Raw genomic sequence first — 24,381 nt, 5'->3', positions numbered from 1 at the left:
CAGGGTAGTGCAGCCGCCTTCGCAGCCCCGCCTTGCGCGGCGGCGAGGTGCTCATCGCCACAGTCGGCGATGACGGCCCGCAGGCGTCGACTAGGGTCTATGCGTGGCCAAGACGAAGAAACTCTTCGCTGCTCTGACCCGGCGCGGACCGCACCGCGTCCTGCGCGGAGACCTTGCTTTCGCCGGCCAGCCCGGCATCGTCTACACCCCTGAGTCGGGTCTGAGCCTGCCCGGTGTGGCGTTCGGCCACGATTGGCTGGCCGCCGCCGACCGCTATGCGGGCACCCTGGAGCACCTGGCGTCCTGGGGCATCGTGGCGGCCGCCCCCGACACCGAACGCTCACTGGCCCCATCGGCGCTCAATCTGGCCGTCGACCTGGGCACCACCTTGGACATCATCGCCGGGGTGCGTCTGGGGCCCGGCCAGATCAGCGTGCATCCCGCCAAGCTGGGCGTCGTCGGCCACGGCTTCGGCGGATCGGCCGCGGTCTTCACCGCCGCCGGCCTGGGTTCGCGACTGAAGGCCGCCGCGGCGCTGTTCCCCGCAGTCACCAGCCCACCCGCCGAACAGCCCGCCGCCGCGCTGACGCTGCCGGGTCTGATCCTGCGAGCACCTGGCGACACCACGGCCCTCAAATCCAATGCCGACGCACTCGCGCACGCCTGGCCCGGAGCCATTCTGCGGACCGTGGCCAAGGCCGAGGCCGGCGGCCTCATCGAGGGACGCCGGCTGGCCAAGGCGGTCGGCCTGCCCGGCGCCGACAAGGGCACCCAGAAGGCGACCCGCGCGTTGCTGACCGGCTACCTGTTGTACGTACTGACCGGCGACAAGGAGTACCGCGACTTCGCCGATCCCGAGGTGGTGCTGCCCAAGACGGTGGCACCCGACCCGGAGGCCGCCCAGCCCTCGCTGGAGGACAAGGTCGTCGCGCTGCTGAAGGGCTGACGCCCTCGACGCACTCCCAACCAACCGGTTGGTGATATAACTCTTCCATGCGCACAGGAATCTTCCTCAGCTATGCGGGCGGCTTCAAACAGGCCGTCGAGCAGGTCGTCGAACTGGAAAAGGTCGGCGTCGACATCGCGCTGGTGGCCGAGGCCTATTCCTATGACGCCATCAGCCAGCTCGGATACCTGGCGGCCAAGACCTCGACGATCGAACTCGGGTCCGGCGTCGTGCCCATCTACGTGCGCACCCCGACCCTGCTGGCCATGACCGCAGCCGGCCTGGACTACGTGTCCGACGGGCGCTTCCGGCTCGGCATCGGCACGTCGGGCCCGCAGGTGATGGAGGGCTTCCACGGGGTCCCGTTCGACGCCCCGATGGGCCGTACCCGTGAGGTTGTCGAAATCTGCAGGCAGGTGTGGCGCCGCGAGAAGGTGAATTACGACGGCAAGCACTACCAGATCCCGCTGCCCGAGGGTCGCGGCACCGGGCTCGGCAAGCCGCTGCGCCTCATCAATCACCCTGTGCGAGAGAATATCCCGATCACCATCGCGGCACTGGGGCCGAAAAACGTTGAGCTGACCGCAGAAATCGCCGAGGGCTGGCAGCCGGTGTTCTTCTACCCGGAGAAGTCCGACGAGGTGTGGGGTGACGCCCTGCGCGCCGGCTATGCCAAGCGCGATCCCGCCCGCGGCCCATTGGACATCATGGTCAGCGCCAGCCTCGCCATCGGCGATGACGTCGAGGACCGGCTGGCCTGGGCCAAACCGCAACTGGCGCTGTACATCGGCGGCATGGGCGCCAAGGGCAAGAACTTCTACCACAACCTGGCCACCCGATACGGGTTCGGCGAGGTCGCCGACCACATCCAGGACCTGTTCCTGGCGGGCAAGAAGGACGAGGCGATCGCCGCGGTGCCCGACGAGCTGGTGCGCCACGTGTCGCTGGTCGGACCGCGCGGATTCGTGAAGGAACGGCTGGCTGCCTACAAGGAGGCCGGCGTCACGACGATGCTGGTCCATCCGCTGGCCACCGACGAGGCCGAGGCCGTGCGATTCACCGAGGAATTGGTGACGCTCACCTCATAGTTTCCGGCATTGGGCTTCCTTGGGTATCCTGGGTGACAGCGGCATCGTCTGTTCTGCCTTTTGCCGCTTCGCCAAGGCCATTTCTTGAGCCTTGCTCGATCGTCACACCGAGAGCCGCGGGAACCATCCGCGCCGGGCAGGACGACCATTCCTATCCATGGAGCATTCTTGTCTACGTTTGCCGACTTCGGCCTGCCCGAAGCCGTTGTCAACACACTCACTGCCGCAGGCATCGAGTCCCCTTTCCCCATTCAGTCCGCGACACTTCCCGATTCGCTGGCCGGCCGCGATGTGCTCGGCCGCGGTCGCACCGGATCCGGTAAGACCTACGCATTCCTGCTTCCGGTCGTCGCCCGCCTGGCCGCCTCGGACACGCCGCGGCGTGCCGGTCGGCCGCGTGCGCTGATCCTGGCGCCGACCCGCGAGCTGGCCACCCAGATCGACGCGTCGCTCGCACCGTTGGCCAAGGCCACCGGCCTGCGTTCGGTGACCGTGTTCGGCGGCGTCAGCGCCGGTCCGCAGATCCAGAAGCTGCGCGACGGTGTCGATATCGTCATCGCCTGCCCCGGCCGGCTGGAAGACCACGTGAAGTCCGGTCATGCCGACCTGTCCGCGGTGCAGATCACCGTGCTCGACGAGGCCGATCACATGGCCGACCTCGGCTTCCTGCCTCCGGTGAAGCGCCTGCTCGACCGCACACCGCGCGACTGCCAGCGGCTGCTGTTCTCGGCCACCCTCGATGGTGGCGTCGACGTGCTGGTCCAGCGCTACCTGCGCGACCCGATCGTGCACAGCGTCGACTCCGAGAATTCACCGGTCTCCACCCTGGTGCACCACGTCCTGCACGTGGATGGCGCAGCGCGTTTCGACGTGCTGGCCGACCTGGCCGCATCGCCGGGCCGCACCATCGTGTTCGCCCGCACCAAGTACGGTGCCAAAGGCCTTGCTCGCAAGCTGAATTCACGTGGCGTGCCGGCAGTTGAACTGCACGGCAACCTTTCCCAGAACGCCCGTACCCGCAATCTCGGGGCGTTCTCCGACGGCTCCGCCTCGGTGCTGGTCGCCACCGATATCGCCGCACGCGGTATCCACGTCGACGACGTCAACCTGGTGGTGCACGCCGACCCGCCGGTCGAGCACAAGGCCTACCTGCACCGGTCCGGGCGTACCGCCCGCGCCGGTAACGACGGCACCGTGGTGACCCTGATGGTCGACGATCAGGTCGCCGATGTGCGGGTGCTGACCCGCAAGGCCGGCGTCAAGCCGACCATCACCAAGTTCAGCGGCGCCTCGCACCCGGTGCTGCAGGAGATCGCCCCCGGCGAGCGTTCCTTCACCGGCGGTCTCGTGATCGAGACTCCGGAAGCACCTGCACGCACCTCGCAGCAGCCCGGACGCCGCCGCAGGCCCCAGCGCCACAACGGTGCCGGCGGCGCAGCTCCGGCCGGCTCGGGCCACACCGGCGGCGGTCGCTCCAGTGGCGGTCGCGGCGGACAGCGCCGCACCGGTTCCGGAACGGCGCGCACCGGTTCGCGCTAGCTTTTTGCAATGAGATGGGCGACATGGTCGCGGCTGAATTTTCAGTCGCGACCGTGTTGTCTCTCTGAAAGGATCTCCCGTGGCCCGGAGCAGCAGCACGCGCACAGCAGTCATGTTGGTGATCGCGCTGACCCTGTCGATCGGCGCAGCGCCGGTGGCCCTCGCGCAGCTGCGCGACATCACCCTCACCCTGGTCCGCCACGCGCAGTCCGCGGGCAACGCCTCCGGTCTCATCGACACCTCGACCCCCGGGCCGGTACTCACCGAACTGGGCGTGCACGAGGCGGAGTCCGTCGCCGGCGCGCTACGGGGCAAGGGCCAGACCTACGACGCCATCTTCGCGTCGACCATGGTCCGGACCCAGCAGACCGCACAGCCGATGGCGGCGGCTCTCCATGAGCCGGTCGTGGTGTTGCCGGGCCTGCGCGAGATCGAAGCCGGCAACTACGAGGGCCTGCCCGAGGCCGAGGCAGGCGCCACCTACTTCCACGCTCCCCTACAGTGGCTGCGTGGTGATCGCGCCGCGCGCATACCGGGTTCGATCGACGGCAATGAATTCGACGCCCGGTACGACGAGGCCGTCGAGACCATGTACCGGGACACCGTCGGCGACCCGGACCCCAACGTCCTTGCCTACTCGCACGGGGCCGCCATCATGATGTGGGTCGCCATGAACGTGCGCGGAGTGGACACGGCGACTCTGGCGACCACACCGCTGCAGAACACCGGATACTTTGTGATACGCGGTAATCCGGCCGACGGCTGGAACCTGGTCACCCGCAGCCCCTAGCTCACGGCCCGGCCTGCGGCAGTTCGTCGGCGGCGATCTCGCAGGGCGTGTCGGACGGCACCGGCTCGGCGGGCTCCGCCACCACGGGCTCGGCCGGCGGTTCGGCCACCGGCGTCGGCGCCAACGGTTCCGGCGGCACCGCAACGGGCACAACGTTTTCCACCGGCGCCTCCTCCTCGGCAGGCTGCTCCCCCGGTTCCGCCACGGATGTCTCGTCCTCCAGCGGTTCCTCCTCCTCGGCGTCTTCGTCGTCCACGTCGCCCTCGTCCTCGATCCCGTCCAGGTCGTCCGGCTCGGTGTCCTCCGGGACATCGTCGGTGAGGGAATCCAGATCACCGGCAGCCCCCAGACTTTCGCCGAGTCCGTCACCGCCGGAACCGAACAGGCTGCCCAGCAGGTCGGCGAAGGACTGTCCGAGACCGGACAGTCCCGACATGCCCGACATGCCCGGACCGAGCGGCGAAGCGGCAGTCGGCATGGGTGCCGCGGCCATCGGATCCAGCGCCGCCGGTGGGGGCGCAGGTGGCGCCGCCAATGGCGGTGCCATCGGGACGGCAGGGGCCTGAGCGGGGGCCGCACCCGCAGGTACCGGGCCCGCAACATACCCGGCCGGCGCCACCGGAGCCGGGGATGACGGACCGGAAACCGACTCGGCGACAGAAGGTTCGGTCACCGACAGGCCGGGTCGCTCGAACACGACCGAGGCCTCCGCAACGATCGCTGCAACGGCATCGCGGTACGCCTGCCGGACCGCCGACTCGGTGTCCCGCATCGCGCAAACCCAGTCGAGGGCAATATCGTTGGCCACGAACGGCGCGACCTGCATGTCCACCATTTCGCTGGCGCCGGCCCGGTCCCCGGTTCCGGTCGTCACGATGCGGGATGCGCTCAACCATTCGGCCCTCATCCCCCGCGCCTCGATGTCCTGCGCGGTGCCGACCTTGGCATCGATCAACTGCCGCAGCCGGTTTCGCAGGTCCGTGAGCGCGGCCGCGGTGCCGCGCAGCCCGTCGAGGGCGGTGGCCGCCGCTTCCGCGTGGCGCGCCAGGTGATCGGCGGCCGCCTCGGCTCCGGCACCCCGCCATGCCGTGGCCAGCGCTCGCCGTGCCTGTTCCTGCAGCAGCAGTGCCCCCTCGGCTCCGGCGACGGCTGCCGACAGCGTGCGATGATCGTCATCCAGCGCCTGCAGGTCCATACCGTCCTCGGCGGTGTACGCGGCGTGCAGGCCGGCCGGCTCCGGCGCCGAATGCCCGAGCAGGCGACAGGCCCGCACATACTCGGTCATCACCTCGACCGCGGGCGCTCCCGCTTCCAGCACGTCCATCATCCGATCCGGCGTGCGGCGCGGTCATCGATCTGCGCGTAATCCTCGGCGGAAACCCGAAGCTGCGAAGCTATTTCGCGGCAGCTGCGCGACCAGCCGCGCAGTGCGCCGATGGTGTGCTCGACAGACCGGCGCACCTCGCCGCCTCCGTCGGTGTACTCCCGGCCGGCGCGCGTACCGGTGAACGTCAGCGCTGCCTGGCATCGCTGCAACGCGCTGTCCACCTGGTCGGCGGCGTTGTCGTAGTGGTGCGCGATATCGAGTACCGCGGCGGCATCCATCCGGGCAGAGTCGAAAAGTCCCATACCCGAATTGGACGCAGCGGCGCCCGGTTCGGTTCCCCTCCGGCAGAGACTATTTCTGTTGGCTGACCGATTCGGCGACCCGCACCGCGAGCTGGCGGGCGGTGTCCGCGTCGGCGGCTTCCACCATCACCCGGACGACCTGCTCGGTGCCCGACGGGCGTAGCAGGATCCGGCCGGTGTCACCCAGTTCGGCCTCGGCCGCAGCGACCGCGGTCCGCACCGTGTCGGTCTGGGCAACGGTCGCCTTGTCGGCGACGGCGACATTGATCAGCACCTGCGGCAAGGTCTGCATCGGCTCGCACAGCTGGGCAAGTGTGGAGCCGGTCTGCGCCATCCGCGACATCAGCCGCAGCCCGGTGACGATCCCGTCGCCGGTGGTGCCGAAGCTCGGCAACACGATGTGACCCGACTGTTCGCCACCCAGCGAGAACTCACCGGCCCGCAGTTCCTCGAGCACGTACCGGTCACCGACCGCAGTGGTGCGGACCTCGATACCGGCCGCCCGCATCGCCAGGTGCAGTCCCAGATTGCTCATCACGGTGGCGACCAGGGTGTTGGAGGCCAACTCGCCGGCTTCCTGCATGGCCAGCGCCATCATCACCATGATGGCGTCACCGTCGATGAGCTCACCGGCGGCGTCGACGGCCAGGCAACGGTCGGCGTCGCCGTCATGGGCCAGACCCAGATCGGCGCCGTGCGCGACGACGGCCTCCTGCAGCTCCTCCATATGGGTGGATCCGCAGCCGTCGTTGATATTGAGCCCGTTGGGCGCGGCGTTCAGGGTGATGACCTCGGCGCCGGCCGCGCGGTACGCCAGCGGGGCGGCGGTATAGGCGGCGCCATTGGCACAGTCGACCACCACTTTGACCCCGTCAAGCCTGGTGGTGACGGCTTTGGCGACGTGCCGCAGATAGCGGTCCAGGGCGTCTTCGGCATCGACGACCCGCCCGATGCCACCACCGAGTGGACGGACGCCCGGACCGGAGGTCAACAGTTCATCGATGCGGTCCTCGGTGGCGTCGTCGAGCTTGTGCCCGCCGGGGCCGAAGATCTTGATGCCGTTGTCGGGCATCGGATTGTGCGACGCGGAGATCATGATGCCGAAATCCGCGTCATAGGCGCTGGTCAGATAGGCCACCGCGGGAGTGGGGAGCACCCCGACACGTAACGCATCGATGCCCTCACTGGTCAGGCCGGCGATCACCGCGGCCTCCAGCATTTCACCACTGGCGCGCGGGTCGCGCCCCACCACGGCGACCCTGCGCCGGGAGCCGCCGGCAGATCCCAGCCGCCGGGCAGCGGCAGCGCCCAGTGCGAGCGCCAACTCGGCGGTCAGGTCGAGATTGGCGACTCCGCGCACGCCGTCGGTGCCGAACAGTCGAGCCATGCCCACAAATTTCTCACACGAGACGCCCAAAGAGCCAACTGGCAACCCCTGAACCCGTGTCGGCGCCCGATCGATACCCGCTCGTGGCCGGAACGGACCACCGCCCGCACCCTGGCGGGTACGGGCGGTGGGGATGCTGCTGGTCGACCTGATCTGACTACCCGACAGGGGCAGGAACTGGGGTCGTGGTGGTGGGCGTCACCGGAGATTCGGAACCCTCGATCGCAGGCTCCTCGTCACCGGTCACGTCATCGGGTGCGGGCGCCTCGGTCTCCGTCGCGGGCTCCTCGGAGAAGGAAGCCCCCTCGGCGGTACCCGGCGCATCGATCACACCGGAGGAACCGTCCTCGACGGTGGCGGTGTTCTGCCGGAAGTCGACGGCACCGATGTCGTTGTTGCACACGCTCTGCTGCGCGCCACTGGCGTCGACGCTCTCGGCGACGGTGGAGATCGTGGTGGCATCGCTGTCGCAGACTCCTGCGGCGATCTGGGTGGCCGTCTCAAGGGGCACACCGGTGAGAACGCCGGCGGTGCCGATGGCGAGGTCCACACGTCCGTCGCCGGGCTCGGCGTTGGCCGCTGCGGCTCCTCCGAACAGAAGCAGTGCGCTACCAAGGGCGGCACCGGCGGTCACTCGCGTAAAGGTCATCTTGTTCATATTCATCCTTTCAGTCAGCGAAGCGGTGCCGGTCCCCCACGAGCTGACTGACTCGTACCGACGGCAGATTCTCTGCCTGGGCGCATGCTGCAGCGCCCCCGCTCCACACCCAAGGTGGTGCAGCGCCGCACGCAGTGTCAAACCCACCCCGCAAACATCGGCGTCAGGGCCAACATATCGCCGAGGCTCGAAAATTCGCTGCGGGCGAGGGCCTTGCAAGGCAAAACGCCGAGATGAACAGTGACGGACCCGGCGAGGTCGGCACCCCCGACGCCTTTACCCACACCCTGCGGCAAAGACGTCAGCTAACAAGGTCACGATAAAAAGAAACCGCCGGGTGTGGATCGGAATCCACACCCGGCGGTGCCAAGACTGAACAGATCAGCGCTTGCTGTACTGCGGAGCCTTACGGGCCTTCTTGAGGCCGTACTTCTTGCGCTCGATGGCACGCGGGTCACGCGTGAGGAAGCCGGCCTTCTTCAGGGCCGGACGGTCCTCGGGCTGCACGATGATCAGTGCACGCGCGATGGCCAGACGCAGTGCGCCGGCCTGCCCGGACGGGCCACCACCGTCGAGGTGGGCGTAGATGTCGAAGCTGTCCACGCGGTCCACGGTCACCAGCGGAGCCTTGATCAGCTGCTGATGCACCTTGTTCGGGAAGTAGGCCTCCAGGGTGCGGCCGTCCAGATGGAACTTGCCGGTGCCGGGCACCAGGCGCACCCGGACGACGGCCTCTTTACGGCGGCCGACCGTCTGGATGGGGCGGTCGATGTAGATCGGCTCGCGCGGAGCGGCTTCCTCGACTGCGGCTTCCACGACGACGGTCTCGTCGGCGGTTTCGGTCGCCTCAGGCGCCTGCACGGCGTCTTCGGTCACTTCCACCTCGACAACCTCGGTCTCGTTCACTTCGGTCACTGGGCCACCTGCTTGATCTCGAACGGAATCGGCTGCTGCGCGGCATGCGGATGCTCCGGGCCGGCGTACACCTTCAGCTTCTTCTGAACCTGGCGACTGAGCTTGTTGTGCGGCAGCATCCCGATGATCGCGTTCTCCACGACACGGGTGGGGTGCTTCTCCAGCAGCTCGCCGATGGTGCGCTTGCGCAGACCGCCCGGGTAACCCGAGTGGCTGTAAGCGAACTTGTTGGTGAGCTTGTCGCCGCTGACGGCGATCTTCTCGGCGTTGATGACGATGACGAAGTCGCCACCGTCGACGTTGGGCGTGAATGTCGGCTTGTGCTTGCCGCGCAGCAGCTTGGCTGCTTCGACGGCGAGACGGCCGAGCACCACGTCTTGGGCGTCGATGACGTACCACGAACGCGTGGTGTCACCCGCCTTCGGCGTGTAAGTAGGCACAGTGCTTACCTTCTACTCTCGGGTTACGGTGCCGGTCAGGCGGACGCGCTCAGGGTTACCCGGCGACCGACGTTGACCCGGGACCCGTATGCCCGGATGGGCAGCACACGCCAACGGAGGAGCTTACCGGCCGCCATCCGCCCAGGTCAAAACGCGGTTCCTGGGGACCATTGTGGGCTTGTGTGCGAAGAATCGGCCGGAAGTGACACACGAGCCGACACTCGCCCGATCAGAGTTCAGCAGTGTCGGTCTCGTTGAGCGCGTCGAGCCGCGAGGTGTCCTTGAGCGCGACGCCGGATCGCCCCAGGGCCAGCGCCCCGCCGATCAGGCCTGCGGCCACCCGCGCCGCCTCGGCGTAGCCCAACCCGTCGGGCGGATGGATGTTGGAGATGCAGTTGCGGTCGGCGTCGGTGCGGCCGGGCCGGGGCAGGTGCGTCAAATAGATGCCGAGGCTGTCGGCGACGCTCAGACCGGGACGTTCCCCGATGATCAGCACCAGTGTGCGTGCGCCCTGCGCCGCCGCGATGTGATCGCCGAGCGCGACGCGGGCCTGGGTGGCGATCACCGGTGGGGCCAGGGTGTACCGGTCACCCAGCCGCCCCACCAGGGCTTTCAGCAGGGCGGCGCCGTGGTGGCTCAGCGCGGTGGGCGACAGTCCGTCGGCCAGCACGAAGCCGATATCGGCGGGCGCGCTGGGTACCTGCATGTCCTCGGCGGGCATCCGGCCCAGATCCGGGCGGCGCAGGTACTCCTCGCGCGTGCTCGCCCTGCTGGTCACGACCACCGGGTCACCGATCCCGGCCTCGCGCACCGCGGCGGCGAGGGCATCGGTGTCCAGCGGGATGTGCACGGCGTCGCGGGCCGCGGCATGCGCGGCCGCCAGCGCCAGGACCTCACGGGTGGGCAGGGCATTGCCGGCCCGGCCCAGCCCGATCCTGGCCTGGGTGGTCTTGCGCAGTTCGGCCCAGAACTCCTGGACCGCCGAATCACCCTCCCGGGTCGGAATGTCGGCGGCATCACTACTACTCACAGCGCTCCTCATGTAGCGGAGGTGAGCGCACGCAACGGTGAGTGCGTCAGATCGAACGGTGTCAGTCGGCCGGCCTCGTCGACCATCCCGACCTTGCGCAGCCAGGCCTGGAACTCCGGGGCCGGCCGCAGTCCCAGGGTGCGGCGGGTGGTGAGCACGTCGTGGAAGGACAGGCTCTGATAGCCCAGCATCACGTCATCGGCTCCCGGCACGGTGATCACGAACGCTGCGCCGGCCGCCGCCAGCAGCGTCAGCAGGGTGTCCATGTCGTTCTGGTCGGCCTCGGCGTGGTTGGTGTAGCAGACATCCACGCCCATGGGCAGCCCGAGCAGCTTGCCGCAGAAGTGGTCTTCCAGCCCGGCCCGGATGATCTGCTTGCCGTCATAGAGGTATTCCGGCCCGATGAAACCGACGACGGTGTTGACCAGCAACGGGTTCAGGTCGCGCGCGACGGCGTAGGCCCGCGTCTCCAGGGTCTGCTGGTCGACCGGTTTGCCGCCGACACCCAGGTGGGTGTGTGAACTGAGCGCCGAGCCCTGCCCGGTCTCCAGGTACATCACGTTGTCACCGACGGTGCCGCGTCCCAGGCTCATCGCGGCGTCGCGTCCCTCCCGCAGCAGTGCGATGTCCACGCCGAAGGCGGAGTTCGCGCCCTCGGTCCCGGCGATGGACTGGAACACCAGGTCGACGGGCGCCCCGCTCTCGATCAACCCGATGGTGGTGGTGATGTGCGACAGCACGCAGGACTGCACCGGAATGTCGTAGCGGGTGCGGATGGAGTCCAGCAGCACCAACAGGTCGGCGGTGGCCTGCGGAGAGTCGGTCGCCGGGTTGATGCCGAGCACCGCATCCCCGCAGCCCAGTAGCAGCCCGTCCAGGACGGCCGCGGCGATACCGCGCGGGTCGTCGGTCGGATGGTTGGGCTGCAGCCGGGTCGCGAGCGTGCCGGGCAGGCCGATGGTGGTGCGGAACGACGCGGTGACCCGGGTGGCCGCCGCGACCGCGATGAGATCCTGGTTGCGCATGATCTTGCTGACCGCGGCCACCATCTCCGGAGTCAGGCCCGGGGCGACGGCCGCGATGCGCGTGGCGCTGTCGTCATGCGCGGAAGTCTCCAGCAGCCAGTCCCGCAGGCCGCCCACCGTCAGTCCCGATATCGCCGAAAAGGCTTGACGGTCATGGGTATCCATGATCAGCCGGGTGACCTCGTCGGTCTCGTAGGAGACGATCTCCTGATTGAGAAAAGTGTCCAGCGGCAGGTCTGCGAGCACCCACGCGGCGGCCGCGCGTTCGGCATCGTGCTCGGCGGCGCACCCGGCGAGCTGGTCGCCCGAGCGCAGCGGTGTGGCCTTGGCCATCACCTCCACGAGTCCGTCGAAGGCGTAGTTCACGCCGGAGACCTGCTGCCGGTAGATCACTTGAGCTCGTCCTCCGCCCGCGCCAGCATGGCGAATTCCTCATCGGGCGAGTTGGCCACCAGCTTGTGCCGGCTGTAGAACGCGAAATACAGCATGAATGCGGCGAAGACAGCCAGGCACCAGCCCGCGGCGACCGGGTCGACCAGGAAGGTGGCGATGACGGCGAACACCCCGATGACGAGGGCGAAGCCGGTGGTGGCGACACCGCCGGGGGTGCGATACGGCCGCGGCATATCCGGCTCGCGGCGGCGCAACACGATATGGCTGATCATCATCAGGACGTAGCTCAGCGCCGCACCGAAGACCGCCATGTTCAGCAGCATCGCGCCCTGCCCTGTCAGCGACAGCACGAACCCGATGATCCCGGGCACGATGAGCGCCAGCATGGGCGCCTTGCGCGAGTTGGTGACCGACAGCACCCTGGGCAGATATCCGGCCCGCGACAGCGCGAACAGCTGTCGCGAGTAGGCGTAGATGATGGAGAAGAAGCTGGCGATCAGGCCCGCCAGACCGATGTAGTTGACGATCTTGGCGGCGGTGCCGTCGCCGAGCGCCTCGACCAGTGGGTTACCCGATGACGACATCGCCGCCGCACCGCCGGCGCCGGTGGTGAGGATCAGCACGGCGGCGCAGGTGACCAGCAGGACGCCCATGCCGGCGATGATGCCGCGCGGCACGTTGCGTTCGGGGTTGGCGGTCTCCTCGGCGGCCAGCGGCACTCCTTCGATCGCCAGGAAGAACCAGATGGCGAACGGGAAGGCGGCCCAGATGCCCAGGTAACCGTTGGGCAGCCAGCTGGAGGCGCCGGCGGCGCTCTCGTCGACGGCCATATCGGTCAGGTTGGCGACATCGAAGTGCCCGACGGCGGCGATGGCGAACACCAGCAGACCGACCAGTGCGATGGCGGTGATCACGAACATCACTTTGAGCGCCTCACCCACACCGGCCAGATGGATGCCGATGAAGATGGCGTAGGCCACCAGGTACACCCACCAACCGTCGGTGATGCCGAACAGCCCCAGCGACTCGACATAGGCCCCGATGAAGGTGGCGATGGCCGCCGGCGCGATGGCGTACTCGATGAGAATGGCTGTGCCGGTGGCAAAACCACCCCACGGGCCCATCGCGCGGCGCGCGAAGGTGTAGCCGCCACCGGCGGCCGGCAGCGCCGAGGACAGCTCGGCCATGCCCAGCACCAGCGCCAGGTACATGCCCGCGATGATGACCGCGGCGATCGCGAGACCGCCGAACCCGCCCTGCTCCAGGCCGAAGTTCCAGCCCGAGTAGTCGCCGGATATGACATAGCTGATGCCGAGACCTGCCAGCAGCACCCAGCCCGCGGTGCCCGATTTGAGCTGACGCTTCTGCAGATAGTCCGCACTCTCGAGGTGTTCTTCAACACCGGCCACTTGGAACTCCTTCGTTCACAGTGCAATCAAGTCTTTTCTGAATTTCACGACGCTGCCTGACTACTGCCAGCCTCGGGCTGACCGGGAAGGCGTGGCGGCAACCGAAACCTTGCGAGATGCTCCTGCCCGGCCACGGACTTCCAGCGTTCGACTGCTCAACTCCGGGCAGCCTAAAGGTCTGATACCCAACCTTTGATACAGCAGTATCGTCCGTTAAGGCTGCCGTGTCCAGCCCAACATGGCCTCAAACGTGGCCGAGATGGTAATCGGTCAGCGACTTCAGCGGCAGTCCGGCCACGATGCGGGCGGCGTTGTGCCCCATGGTCCGCGCCGCGGCGTCCGGCGTTCCGGCAGACAGTTCGAACACCGGTTGCGCGAGCTTCGCGTGGCATACACAGATATCCCCCGCCGCGCTGACGCCCACCCCGACCTGCAGCGGTGATTGCATTGCGGCCCGCACGGCGAGATCTGCTGCGGCGATGCCTCGATCGGCGTCGGCCACCGGCCGCGCCGACGACGGCACGCCCTCTTCCTCTATCCCCGCCAGCACCTCACGCACCGGCGGTCCGGCGCCGTCACTGAGTACGACGATCACCGGCCGGGACGGCTGGCCACCGCGGCCGGTGGACCTTTCAGCCACTGTCGCCCACCAGCACGCCGGCAGATCGGCCCGCGTAGGAGGCGACAAGGCCCGACGCCACCGCATTGCGCGGCCCCTCGGTGCCGCGGATATTGCCTGTGCCGCAGACGATCCCATACGGGGCCAGGGCATCCGCGATGAGCTGCGGGATCTCGAAATCCAGGGCGCAGCCACCCAGCAGCACCACGAAGCCGATCTGACGCAGATCTCCGCCCGGAGCGACCGTGCGTAACGAACGCAGCGCATTGACGACGAAGATGCGTTCCTTGGCGGTCCGCCGGACGGTTCTGATCCGCTCCATCGAATGCCGTCCCGGAATCGGGTTCATGCTGTGCCCATCGAGGGTGACCACCCGGGCAAATGCCGTTGCCGGCAGCGGCTTCTCGAAGAACTGCACGGTGCCGTTCTCCAGCCGGACATGGAAGAAGCTCTCGGCCTTGCCGAGTGGGCATCGTTTGATGTCCTCGGCCAGTTCCAGATTGTCCAGGCCGAGTTCGGCATCGATGAGCTTGGTGACCAGATCGCCCGCCCCGGCAAGGTGCACCGCCTCGATCGAACCGTCGATCTCGATCAGCGCCGCGTCGGTGGATCCGCCGCCGAGGTCGAGCACGACAAGCGGTTTGTCGGTGCCGGGGGTGGTGAGGGCACCGAGCACCGCCATCTCGGCCTCGACCCCGCCCACGATGACCTCGACATCTTCGGCTCCGCCGGCACGCAGGCGGTCGGCCACCGCGGCGGCCACCGCCTGCATTCCGCTGTCCCGGGTGCGCACCATCGCGGCGAGTGCCACTGCGTTCTCCAGCGCCACCTCCCCGGCCACACCGCCGCGAACCTCCTGCGGGACAAAGGTGTCCACCGCAAGCAGGTCCTTGATGTGTACGTCGGCGACGGCGTGATCGGAGAGGTCGGCCATACTCTGGCGCACGTTCGCGATCATGCCGCCGGTGTTGGTGCCCGCCTCGCCGCTGACATCGGCCAACGGGCTGACCCGCTCGACGGCGGACATGATCTCGACGGCGCCACGCGACACGTCGACTGTCGCACGACGGCTCTCGCCCTTGAGTTCGAGGGATCCCGCCGGAATGGTGCGATCGGCGACATCGCCGGCGGGTGTGCGGACGACCACCGCGGAGCGGTTCCCGGTCAGCGCCCGGGCCACCGGTGACACCACCCTGGTGGCTGCCGCATCGAGTTCGAAAATGGTGGCCAGCCCGTAGGCATTGGACAGGGTGCGGATCGACTGGCCCGGTCCGGCGACCTCCACCGCTGCCAACATGCCCAGCGGCACGGCGTCGATACGCGACACCTCGTCGATCACCGGGATGGCGCCGTCCAGCCGGTTGACCACCAGGACGGCATCGTCGTTCCCGAGGATCGCCGCGGCCACCGCGACACCGCGACGGGTCGCGGTGTTGATCTGTCCCGCCGCGACCTCGAAGTCCACACCTCTGGGTACGACGACGATCACCGGTTCCGCCGTGGAGGTTTCGGCGAGCGCATCGAAACCGACGGTGGTGCCGACGCCCAAGCCGCGGCCACCCGGGGTGCGCGGGTCATGCCCGATCATCGTCGACTCGGTGATGATGGTCTCGGTGATGGTCTCCATCGCCATCCCGCTGATCACCGGGGTCGCCTCGTTGAGCAGCACGACGTCGAGATCGCCCACCGCGACACCTGCCACCCGCAGTGCGCGTTCGACCACATCCGCCACGCCGTCGACATTGCGCGGGGTGCCCTTGACGCCCGTGGTGGGCGCCAGGGCAGCCCCGAGGTACTGCACCGACCCGTCGGGTCCGATCGTCGCGGCGCTGGCCTCCGTCGTCGAGTTGCCGATGTCGACACCGACAACGGTCTGCGACATCAGTTCGCCAGGGCTTCAGCGAACTGCGGCACCACCTCGACCGGCTTTGCACCCTTGACGATCTGCTCGGTCTCCTTGAGATGCAGCAGGGCCGCCTTGGCCTGCCAGCGCGGCCGGGCCATCTGATCGTTCAGCGTCGGAACGGGTTCGGGTGATTCGCCTTTGGCGTACTGGGCCGCATTCGAGCCGACCTGCCGGTAGGTCTCCAGCGTCATCAGCGGGCTCTGCGGGAACAGTTCCAGGCTCGACAGCCGCGGCAGATCCCGCTGGTGGATCATCGTGGTGCCGCGGGACAGCAGGCCGATCGCGATACCGGATCCGGACAGCTTCGCCGCGGTGTGCGCGACGACGGCCAGGTCGCTGCTGTGCCGGATCCGCACGATGCGTGCCGACACCTCCTGCTCCTCGATACCGGCGAGAATCTGGCGGATCACATCGGCGTGCGACATCCCGGTGATGGTCTGGCTGAAGAAATCGGCGAACGCCGGCGAGATTCCCACCAGCACCTCATCGGTCCGCTTCCCCGACTCGGCCGGCTTCTCATCGACGAAAGTGAGTACCCTTTCCGACATTTCAGTCCACCTCTACTTCTGGGTTCTCGGCACTCGTCACGTGACGCAGCCGCTTCATCTCTTCCCACCGCGCCCCCGACGGACGGTAACCGGTACCGGGGCCCGCGTAGTCGTTGCGGTCGTTGACCGCCGAGAGCGGCTGCAGATCGCGGGTCATGATGGCCGAGGTCTGCAGCAGATCTCCCGAAACACGTTGGCGCAGCACGGTCAGCAGGTTCTCGGCGACATCACTGAAACCGGTCGATTCGAGCGCCTTGACCAGATCCAGGCCGGTCACGTTGCGGTCCATCACCTGCTGGGCACCCTTGAGGTCCTCCAACACGTCGCGCGGGATCAATTCGCGACTGCCGTGCGCGTACACCGCCGCCTCGATCTCGGCATCGCTGATCGCCGGCAGCTCCAGATAGCGGAACACCGCCTGCAACGCCTTACCCGCGCGGTGACGCGCGGCGAGGATGTCGGCTTCCTTCACATGCTGCAGTCCGCCGTCGATCTGCAGGTCACGCTGGATGGTGTTGAAATCGTCGAAATCCTCGGCGTCGACGTTGGATCCGGCGAACATGTTGTCGTAGTTGGGAGTTGCGGAGTAACCCGAGGTGATGAAATCGGTGCCGGGCATCATCTGCGGCAGCAGGCGCGCGACGCGGCGCATCGGCGAATGCGAGAACGACTGGTCGTTGCCGGAGGCACATTCCAGATCCACCGCCGAGGCGATGAGGTTTTCGGCGGCCACCGCCCGGATACCGGCGGGTACGGCACCGGGCACACCGATGCACGAGATCGAACCGTTCTGCAGGCCCTGCACCCCGGCACCCTTGGTGACCAGGATGCAGCGGATCTCCAGGTACAGCATCGAGCGGCCCTCGGCGTTGCCCATCTGCACTTCGGAACCGGTGCCGGAGGTGAACCGCATCTTGATACCGCGGGAGGCGTACGCCGCGGCCAGGAACGCCTTGGAGTACGGGGTGTCATCGCCGTCCACGAACACCGATTCGGTGCCGTAGACGGAGATCGTCTCGGCGTAGGCGGTGATGCCGCGCATGCCCAGTTCCAGCTCGGTGGCCTCTTCCAGCGCACACTGGGTCAGCCGTCCACCGGTGCCGACCTGGCTGCCGATCTGCAGCGCCATCGCGACCAGCGGTGCGTAGCGCACCACACCCAGCGTCGTTTCCACTTCCGAGAAACCGCGCAGCGACGCCTCCGCCGCCTCGCACGCAACCTGCAGCGGGTTGTCCCGGGCGCTGGTGCAGTGCGCCTGGTTGGCGGGGGTTCGGCGGGCCCGCATCTTCTGCATGCCCATCATGATCTCGACGATGTTCATCGTCTTGACGACCTCGAGCAGCTTGGCCGGGGTCAGGCCGCCGGTCACGGCGATCACCTCGTCGCGGGTGACCCGCGGATCGACCAGCATCGCCGCGATCTCCTGCGCGGGGATCGCCATCGACTGCTCGGTGGTCGCGACATCGATAGCGTGATCGGCGATGAACTGGTCCAGGAAGTCGAAGTCGGCGCGGGCGCGCCCGTCCATCTCCACGATCGCACCGTCGACGACCCGCACACTGGGCTCGGGGTCGAACTCGCTGTCCATCGCGACCATGCCGACCTCGGGCCATTCCTGCACGAAGCCGTCCAGATTGACCGGTCGTTCCTCGAGAACCCTGGTCCGCTCGGACTGCCGCTTCTGACCCGTGTTGGGGGTCGAGGCCGCCTGCGGGGTTACTGCGGTCACCGATCTCTCCTATTCGTTGGTCGCGAGAATTTCGCGACGCTCGTAGACGTCAGCGGCCTCGCGCACCAGGCCCGCGAGCAGGGTGGCGCCGTATTCGCCTTCCAGCTCCTCGGCGATGGCTTCGAGTTCCGGCTTGGTCGATGCGTTGGGGCGCAACGCGTTATAGATCTGAAGGACGCGCTCATCGCTGATGGTGGTCATCTCCGCGGCCCGGCGCAGGTTGCCACCCAACTGCTTGCGACCCACCTTCTCGGCGATCTGAGCCTGCAGTCGCAGCGTCTGCGGGGTGATGCGCAGGTCCGAGGCAATCACCTCGCCCGACATCACCGCCTCCATGGTGATGTCAGCAATGGGTTTGCCGTTGGGGCTGAACAGCAGATCCTGCCGGTTCAGGCTCAACGGGTAGTCCACCGTTGGATCGAGGGTCGGTTCCGTCATGCACAGCTCCCAGGTGAGGGGTGACCGCAGGTGCGGGGCCACCCGACTTTTCGCTTGTGTGACGCGGGATGACCGCGACCCGCCCATTGTGTCTCCCGTCACGTTGCAACAACGTTGCACCAGCGGTGACCAACCTGGCCGTACGGGCAGTATTCGGTCCACCCACTCGTCCGGGGCCGGGCCTGCGGGTTACCGTGCACCCACCATGACCGATGTGCCGTCACCTGCCCGCGCCGACTTTCTGGCCGAGTTGAGCGCGCTGGGCGGGTACTTCGCGCTTCCCACCCAGGCTGGAACCCAATCACTCTGCCTGTCAAAGTTTTTCGCCGACACCGTGCTCACCGGGCACGTGGACCGCACCCGCGCCGCCTTCGCCGCCTCGGCGGACTGTGCACCGGACCAGATCCCGATCCGGATGGCGGCGTCGTCGTTCCAGCTCGCCGTCGCGGCGCGCCTGCTCTCACCCGTCATCGGCGGCGCGTTGTGTTTCGGGGCGGTACCGGTGCTCGACCACGAGTCGCTGCGGTGGACGCCGAGCGACGGGCACGCAGCGCAGTTCGCCGTACCCGATCCGGCCTGGCGGATGGTCGATCCGACGACGTCCGCGCAGGTCATCGCGGAATCGGTCATCCCTGTGCTGACGGAACTGGGCACCAGGCTGAACACCCTGGTGTCGCTGTCCCCACGGATCACGCTGGGCAATCTCACGTCGGCCGCCAACGGCGCGGTGACGGTGCTGGCCCTGTCGCGACCGCAGCTGGAGGCGTCGGGCCGGGCACTGGTGCGCGCGCTTCTGGCATCCGGTCCGCTGCGCGGAACGGGGACGTTCGTCGAGGGCCGGTTCCGCAGGCAGAGCTGCTGCCTGTACTACCAGGCGCCACGGTCCGGGCTGTGCGGTGATTGCGTGCTCGTCCCCGAGGCCGCGCCGTGAACGTTGCAACGTCGATGCAACGCTGCCTGCGCTAGCATTCGCCGCTCAGCAGCAGGACGGAGTTCGACCATGGGCTGGACACAGACCCGCGACGCACCGACCCAGCGGGAACACAGCGTCGGCGATGCCGACGCTTCAGTCGAAAACATCGATATAGCAGCATCTTTCATCGAACCCGCACCGATCCGGACGGTGTTCGTGATGAACGACGAGTTGCTCCGGCACGGCCTCATCCATGTCGTCACCCAGGGTGTCGGGATCAAGCTGGTGGGTGATCTCGCGCACGGTCCCGGACTCGTCGAGCGGCTGCGGTTGTTGCGGCCCGCACTCGTGTTCGTCGGCGCCGAGGCGGTGGCCGACCTGGCGTCGCTGCTGGCCGAACTCGACCCGGCGCCCAAGATCCTGGCCGTCATCGACGGCGACGATCCGCGCGAACGTGCGCTGCCGTTGGTCCGGGCCGGCGCCGACGCGGTCATCGACCGTCGCTCATCGACCGCGGACCTGCGCAACACCGTCCTGCGGGTGATCGAGGGCCATCGCGCCCTCGATGCCCGCAGCACCGAGACCCTGATGGCCGAACTGCGCGAGCAGGCTCGCCCCGGCGAATCGGGCACGCTCACCCGGCGTGAGCGCGAGGTCGTCGGGTTGCTCATCGAGGGACTCGACAACCGCGCGATCGCAGGTGCCTTGTTCATCTCGCAGGCCACCGTGAAGTTCCACCTGCACAACATCAAGAGCAAGTTCGGGGTGCACAGCCGCGCGGCCCTGGTCGCCGCGGTGCTGCGTGGGCGCCGGAATGCCTGAGGGTGTGACGGTACGGCTTCCGGTGCGCGGCCGTTCGGTGACGGTGGTCGGTTCATCCGACCGGGCACTGTCGGCGGTCGGCGCACTGACGACCGCGGGCGCGGCCGTCACGGTCATCGCATCCCGGCCGGCGCCGTATCTCGCGGATCTCGCCGAGCGCACACTGATCGCCCTGCAACAGCGCGAATTCCGCGCCTCCGACCTGGACACGGCCGATCTGCTCTGTGCGTACAGCGGCGACCCCGAGACGGACCGCGCGCTCGCCGCGCTGGCGACGGCTCGTGGCCTGTTCTGCATCGGACCGGACGATGACGGACACGCGGAGTCCTCGGGTGCCGCTGCGGGCACCGGCAGGGTCGTGCTCGTCGGCGGCGGTCCCGGCGATCCCGGTCTGCTCACCGTCGCCGGTCATGCGGCGTTGGGCGAGGCCGATGTCATCGTCACCGATCGGCTGGCCCCGGTGGGGGCTCTGCACGAGATCGCGCCCACAGCCCAGATCATCGACGTGTCGAAGATCCCCGGTGGCCGGCGCACCGAGCAGAGCGCGATCAACGCCATGCTGATCGAACATGCCCGCGCCGGTCGCATCGTGGTGCGCCTCAAGGGTGGTGACGGTTTCGTCTTCGGCCGCGGCGGCGAGGAACTCGACGAGTGCGTACGAGCCGGTGTCACCGTCGACGTGATTCCCGGGGTGAGTTCGGCGATCGCCGCGCCCGCCGCGGCGCTCATCCCGGTCACCCACCGCGGTCTGACCCAAGGCTTCACCGTCGTGTCGGGTCATGTCCCACCCGACCATCCCGAGTGCACGGTCAACTACGCGGCACTGGCACGGGCGAACACCACGATCGTGCTGATGATGGCCGTGGCCAATCTCGACACGATCACCCGTGCCCTCGTCGATGGCGGGATGCACCCGGACACCCCGGCGGCGGTGATCGCGGACGGCACCCTGTCCGGTCAGCAGGAGATCCGTGCCACCATCGGCACCGTCGGCGCTGCCGCACGGACCGCAGGAGTCAAGCCGCCCGCCACCACCATCATCGGCGCGGTGGCCGGTTTTGTGGCCGGCGAGTGCGATCGGCGGGCAGGCGCGCAGCGACCCGGGGAATGTCACGTACCTGTTGCAGCACAATTCGCCGGCTGATTCAGCCGGCGAATCGGGTGGCGAGTAGGGCTCAGGCCGGGAGCAGCATGGCCACGCCGGCGGCGAGCGCGGCGCCGAGCAACGGTCCGACCACGGGGACCCACGAGTAAGCCCAATCGGGCTTGGCCTTGCCTCGAATCGGCAAGAGTGCGTACGCGATACGGGGTCCCAGGTCGCGGGCCGGGTTGATGGCGTAACCGGTCGGACCACCGAGGCCGAACCCGATGGTGATCACCACGAACGAGACCGCCGCGTACCCCAGCGTCGTGTTGATCTCCGGGTTGGTCAGGACCCAGATGATCAGTACGAAGGTGGCAATGACCTCGGTGACGATGTTCCACCCGAAAGAACGCACAGCCGGTGAGGTGCAGAAGATCCCGCGCGTTCCGGAATTGTCGTCCATCTTGTCGAACTGCAGCTTGAAGGCAGCCCAGGCCAGGGAGGCGCCGACGAAGGCACCCGACAACTGGGCCGCCCAGTACACCGGCACGCTCGACCAGGGCACGTCGCCCGACAATGCCACCGCGAAAGTGACCGCCGGGTTGATGTGACCTCCCGCGGGATCGGCGATGCTGGCGCCGGTGAACACCCCGAACCCCCAGCCCAGCACAATCACGATCCAATCGCCGCCGCCGCCATAGGAGAACGAATTCTTCAGCGCCACCGCGGCCACCGCGCCACTGCCGAGCAGACACAGCACTGCGGTGCCCAGGAACTCCCATACGAAGATGTCGATGTTCGCCACGAACCCACCTATCTGATCGGCAAGATGCTCTGCTGCACAATGGTTGTCGTGATGCTCGGCACGGGGGCGCAAACCGGCGGAACCTGGGTGGCATCCTCACCGGAGGTAGTACCGCAACTGATCGGTTGGCGAGTTTTTGGCTAGGGTCTGCCGCCGATCGGCAATGGCCGTCCAAACGGCTGCCGCACCGGGTTGGTTCAGATTATGATCGAACCGAGGCAATACGCCCCCGTAAACGTCAAAATTGGTTGCGGGAACACCGATTCGAAAGGTCTTCCAATGAGTGCCATCAGCCTGACCAGGGCCACCAAAGTCGTCGAAGCGGCGGTCGAGAAGGCCGGTGAGATCGGCCAGCCGATGAACATCGCGGTCGTCGACGACGGCGGACACCTGGTGGCGTTCGCGCGCATGGACGGCGCCATCAAGGCGAGTATCGACATCTCGATCAGCAAGGCGCGCACGTCAATTCTGATGAATGCGCCCACCAGTGCGCTCATGCCGCTCGCCCAGCCGGGCGCGGAACTCTACGGTCTGGAGCAGACCAACGGCGGCCTGGTGATCTTCGGCGGCGGCATCCCGCTCACCGACGGCGACGTGGTCATCGGCGCGATCGGCGTGAGCGCGGGAAGCGTCGACCAGGACATCAGCGTGGCCGAGGCCGGCGTGGCGGCACTCTGACACGACAGCGCCAAAGATTGCAGCCCTGCGGATCGGAATCCGCAGGGCTGCAATCATTTCAGGGCACTCGAACTACGAGACGTCGACCCAGTCCAGCGTGCGTTGCACCGCCTTCTGCCAACCCGCATATCCCCCGCTGCGCTGTTCCTCCGACCATTCCGGGCTCCAGCGTTCGCCTTCCTGCCAGTTGGCACGCAGGTCGTCCGGGTTCGCCCAGAAGCCGACGGCCAGCCCGGCGGCGTACGCCGCGCCCAGCGCCGTGGTTTCGGCGACCACCGGTTTGACCACGTCCACGCCGATCACGTCGGCCTGAATCTGCATGCACAGACTGTTCGCGGTGATACCGCCATCGACCTTCAGAACCTCAAGGTGCACACCGGAATCTGCTTCCATCGCATCGACCACGTCACGGCTCTGATAGCAGATCGCCTCCAGCGTCGCCCGGGCCACGTGAGCATTGGTGTTGTAGCGGCTCAGCCCGACGATCGCACCCCGAGCGTCCGAACGCCAGTACGGCGCGAACAGCCCGGAGAACGCCGGCACGAAGTAGACCCCGCCGTTGTCATCGACCTGCTTGGCCAGCGACTCACTTTGCGCCGCACCGCTGATGATGCCCAGCTGATCGCGCAACCACTGCACCGCCGAACCCGTCACCGCGATGGAACCCTCCAACGCGTACACCGGTTTCGCATCGCCGAACTGGTAGCACACGGTGGTCAGTAGCCCGTTGGTGGACCGGACGATCTTCTCACCGGTGTTCAGCAACAGGAAATTACCTGTGCCGTAAGTGTTCTTGGCCTCGCCGGCCTTCAGACACACCTGGCCCACCATCGCGGCCTGCTGATCGCCGAGGATTCCCGTCACCGGGACCTCGCCGCCCATGGGTCCGGTGCTGAGCGTCACGCCGTAGGGTTCCGGCGAGGACGACGGACGGATCTCCGGCAGCATCTGGCGCGGAATTCCGAAGAACGACAACAACTCGTCGTCCCAGTCCAGGGTTTCCAGATTCATCAGCATGGTGCGGCTGGCATTGGTGACGTCGGTGACGTGCACTCCGCCCCGGGTTCCGCCGGTCAGGTTCCACACCACCCAGCTGTCGCTGTTGCCGAAGATCGCGTCACCGTTCTCGGCGGCCTCCCGCACACCGGCGACATTCTCCAGGATCCACTGGATCTTTCCGCCGGAAAAGTAGGTGGCCGGCGGCAGACCGGCCTTCTGCCGGATCACATCACCGCGCCCGTCCCGGTCCAGCGCCGTGGCGATGCGGTCCGTGCGGGTGTCCTGCCAGACGATGGCGTTGTAATACGGCCGCCCGGTCTTGCGATTCCAGACCAGGGTGGTCTCGCGTTGATTGGTGATACCCAGCGCCGCAATGTCATCGGGTTGCAGGTTGGTGTTGTTGAGCACGGAGGTCAGCACCGAGGCGGTGCGCTCCCAGATCTCCACCGGGTTGTGCTCCACCCAGCCGGGCTGCGGCATGATCTGTTCGTGTTCGAGCTGGTGACGGCCCACCTCGGCACCGGCATGATCGAAGATCATGGCTCGGGTGCTGGTGGTGCCCTGATCGATGGCTGCGACGAAATCGGGCAA

The 24,381-nt window shown here is 67.6% G+C and carries 24 protein-coding genes; 8 read left to right on the top strand and 16 right to left on the bottom strand.

Translation table 11 applies throughout. From position 1 onward, the window contains the following. The first annotated feature begins 103 nt into the window (after window positions 1-103). From ASE48_RS11160 to ASE48_RS11145, 4 genes are all read left to right on the top strand, one after another. Window positions 104-946: a dienelactone hydrolase family protein gene (locus ASE48_RS11160; protein WP_057167128.1), complete on the top strand. Its 843-nt coding sequence runs from the start codon at window positions 104-106 to the stop codon at window positions 944-946. 47 nt (window positions 947-993) lie between these two features. Then, complete coding sequence (locus ASE48_RS11155; protein WP_057167127.1) at window positions 994-2,034, top strand: LLM class F420-dependent oxidoreductase; 1,041 nt, start codon at window positions 994-996, stop codon at window positions 2,032-2,034. A gap of 168 nt (window positions 2,035-2,202) precedes the next feature. Beyond that, window positions 2,203-3,573 carry a DEAD/DEAH box helicase gene (locus ASE48_RS11150; protein WP_057167126.1) on the top strand — a complete coding sequence of 457 codons (1,371 nt, stop codon included), beginning with the start codon at window positions 2,203-2,205 and terminating at the stop codon, window positions 3,571-3,573. Between the two features lie 112 nt (window positions 3,574-3,685). Continuing rightward, window positions 3,686-4,363: a histidine phosphatase family protein gene (locus ASE48_RS11145; RefSeq protein ID WP_057167125.1), complete on the top strand. Its 678-nt coding sequence runs from the start codon at window positions 3,686-3,688 to the stop codon at window positions 4,361-4,363. 1 nt (window position 4,364) lies between these two features. Here the strand turns inward: ASE48_RS11145 and ASE48_RS11140 are convergent, their stop codons facing one another. The 14 genes from ASE48_RS11140 to ASE48_RS11075 form a co-directional block, all read right to left on the bottom strand. Next, window positions 4,365-5,690, bottom strand: a complete 1,326-nt coding sequence (locus ASE48_RS11140) for a hypothetical protein (protein ID WP_156409149.1) — start codon at window positions 5,688-5,690, stop codon at window positions 4,365-4,367. Next, window positions 5,687-5,992, bottom strand: a complete 306-nt coding sequence (locus tag ASE48_RS11135; protein WP_082614116.1) for a type VII secretion target — start codon at window positions 5,990-5,992, stop codon at window positions 5,687-5,689. Before ASE48_RS11135 ends, ASE48_RS11140 begins: the two co-directional genes overlap by 4 nt. 49 nt (window positions 5,993-6,041) lie before the next feature. Next, the gene (gene glmM / locus ASE48_RS11130; RefSeq protein ID WP_057167122.1) at window positions 6,042-7,379 is read right to left on the bottom strand and encodes a phosphoglucosamine mutase; all 1,338 of its coding nucleotides are present in this window, start codon (window positions 7,377-7,379) and stop codon (window positions 6,042-6,044) included. Window positions 7,380-7,536: 157 nt separating this feature from the next. Continuing rightward, window positions 7,537-8,028, bottom strand: coding sequence for a hypothetical protein (locus ASE48_RS11125; RefSeq protein WP_156409148.1), 492 nt, complete (start codon window positions 8,026-8,028; stop codon window positions 7,537-7,539). Between the two features lie 390 nt (window positions 8,029-8,418). After that, on the bottom strand, window positions 8,419-8,853 hold the full coding sequence (gene rpsI / locus ASE48_RS11120; RefSeq protein ID WP_082614123.1) for a 30S ribosomal protein S9: 435 nt from the start codon (window positions 8,851-8,853) through the stop codon (window positions 8,419-8,421). Between the two features lie 95 nt (window positions 8,854-8,948). Then, the gene (rplM, locus tag ASE48_RS11115; protein WP_057167120.1) at window positions 8,949-9,392 is read right to left on the bottom strand and encodes a 50S ribosomal protein L13; all 444 of its coding nucleotides are present in this window, start codon (window positions 9,390-9,392) and stop codon (window positions 8,949-8,951) included. 229 nt (window positions 9,393-9,621) lie between these two features. Next, the gene (gene eutC, locus ASE48_RS11110; protein ID WP_057167119.1) at window positions 9,622-10,434 is read right to left on the bottom strand and encodes an ethanolamine ammonia-lyase subunit EutC; all 813 of its coding nucleotides are present in this window, start codon (window positions 10,432-10,434) and stop codon (window positions 9,622-9,624) included. After that, window positions 10,431-11,840 (bottom strand): ethanolamine ammonia-lyase subunit EutB, encoded by a 1,410-nt coding sequence (locus ASE48_RS11105; protein ID WP_057167118.1) that lies wholly within the window; start codon window positions 11,838-11,840, stop codon window positions 10,431-10,433. Before ASE48_RS11105 ends, eutC begins: the two co-directional genes overlap by 4 nt. Further along, the gene (gene eat / locus ASE48_RS11100) at window positions 11,837-13,249 is read right to left on the bottom strand and encodes an ethanolamine permease (protein WP_057167117.1); all 1,413 of its coding nucleotides are present in this window, start codon (window positions 13,247-13,249) and stop codon (window positions 11,837-11,839) included. The genes ASE48_RS11105 and eat overlap by 4 nt, the downstream gene beginning before the upstream one ends. Window positions 13,250-13,493: 244 nt before the next feature. Next, complete coding sequence (locus ASE48_RS11095) at window positions 13,494-13,889, bottom strand: glycerol dehydratase reactivase beta/small subunit family protein (protein ID WP_235571029.1); 396 nt, start codon at window positions 13,887-13,889, stop codon at window positions 13,494-13,496. Next, window positions 13,882-15,750, bottom strand: coding sequence for a diol dehydratase reactivase subunit alpha (locus ASE48_RS11090; protein ID WP_057167115.1), 1,869 nt, complete (start codon window positions 15,748-15,750; stop codon window positions 13,882-13,884). Before ASE48_RS11090 ends, ASE48_RS11095 begins: the two co-directional genes overlap by 8 nt. Beyond that, complete coding sequence (locus ASE48_RS11085) at window positions 15,750-16,322, bottom strand: propanediol/glycerol family dehydratase medium subunit (protein WP_057167114.1); 573 nt, start codon at window positions 16,320-16,322, stop codon at window positions 15,750-15,752. Before ASE48_RS11085 ends, ASE48_RS11090 begins: the two co-directional genes overlap by 1 nt. Before the next feature lies 1 nt (window position 16,323). Then, the gene (locus tag ASE48_RS11080; protein ID WP_057167113.1) at window positions 16,324-18,051 is read right to left on the bottom strand and encodes a propanediol/glycerol family dehydratase large subunit; all 1,728 of its coding nucleotides are present in this window, start codon (window positions 18,049-18,051) and stop codon (window positions 16,324-16,326) included. A gap of 9 nt (window positions 18,052-18,060) precedes the next feature. Further along, complete coding sequence (locus ASE48_RS11075; RefSeq protein ID WP_057167159.1) at window positions 18,061-18,489, bottom strand: diol dehydratase small subunit; 429 nt, start codon at window positions 18,487-18,489, stop codon at window positions 18,061-18,063. Window positions 18,490-18,694: 205 nt separating this feature from the next. On the opposite strand from ASE48_RS11075, the gene ASE48_RS11070 reads away from it, so the two are divergent. The 3 genes from ASE48_RS11070 (at window position 18,695) to cobA (ending at window position 21,368) form a co-directional block, all read left to right on the top strand. Further along, entirely contained in the window at window positions 18,695-19,420 is a 726-nt protein-coding gene (locus ASE48_RS11070; RefSeq protein ID WP_057167112.1) for a (2Fe-2S)-binding protein, read from the top strand. A 69-nt stretch (window positions 19,421-19,489) separates the two neighbouring features. Then, window positions 19,490-20,224: a response regulator transcription factor gene (locus ASE48_RS11065; protein ID WP_057167111.1), complete on the top strand. Its 735-nt coding sequence runs from the start codon at window positions 19,490-19,492 to the stop codon at window positions 20,222-20,224. Then, on the top strand, window positions 20,217-21,368 hold the full coding sequence (gene cobA / locus ASE48_RS11060) for a uroporphyrinogen-III C-methyltransferase (RefSeq protein ID WP_082614122.1): 1,152 nt from the start codon (window positions 20,217-20,219) through the stop codon (window positions 21,366-21,368). The genes ASE48_RS11065 and cobA overlap by 8 nt, the downstream gene beginning before the upstream one ends. Before the next feature lie 31 nt (window positions 21,369-21,399). Here the strand turns inward: cobA and ASE48_RS11055 are convergent, their stop codons facing one another. After that, window positions 21,400-22,113 (bottom strand): MIP/aquaporin family protein, encoded by a 714-nt coding sequence (locus tag ASE48_RS11055; RefSeq protein ID WP_057167110.1) that lies wholly within the window; start codon window positions 22,111-22,113, stop codon window positions 21,400-21,402. A 279-nt stretch (window positions 22,114-22,392) separates the two neighbouring features. Here ASE48_RS11055 and ASE48_RS11050 point away from each other — a divergent pair, with 279 nt between their 5' ends. After that, window positions 22,393-22,791 (top strand): GlcG/HbpS family heme-binding protein, encoded by a 399-nt coding sequence (locus ASE48_RS11050; protein ID WP_057167109.1) that lies wholly within the window; start codon window positions 22,393-22,395, stop codon window positions 22,789-22,791. A gap of 72 nt (window positions 22,792-22,863) precedes the next feature. Here ASE48_RS11050 and glpK read toward each other — a convergent pair whose 3' ends face one another. Continuing rightward, window positions 22,864-24,381, bottom strand: a complete 1,518-nt coding sequence (gene glpK, locus ASE48_RS11045; RefSeq protein ID WP_057167158.1) for a glycerol kinase GlpK — start codon at window positions 24,379-24,381, stop codon at window positions 22,864-22,866.

The sequence above is a fragment of the Mycobacterium sp. Root265 genome (assembly GCF_001428895.1).
In the GTDB taxonomy this organism is placed as follows: domain Bacteria; phylum Actinomycetota; class Actinomycetes; order Mycobacteriales; family Mycobacteriaceae; genus Mycobacterium.
This window is presented reverse-complemented; position numbering and strand designations above follow the sequence as displayed.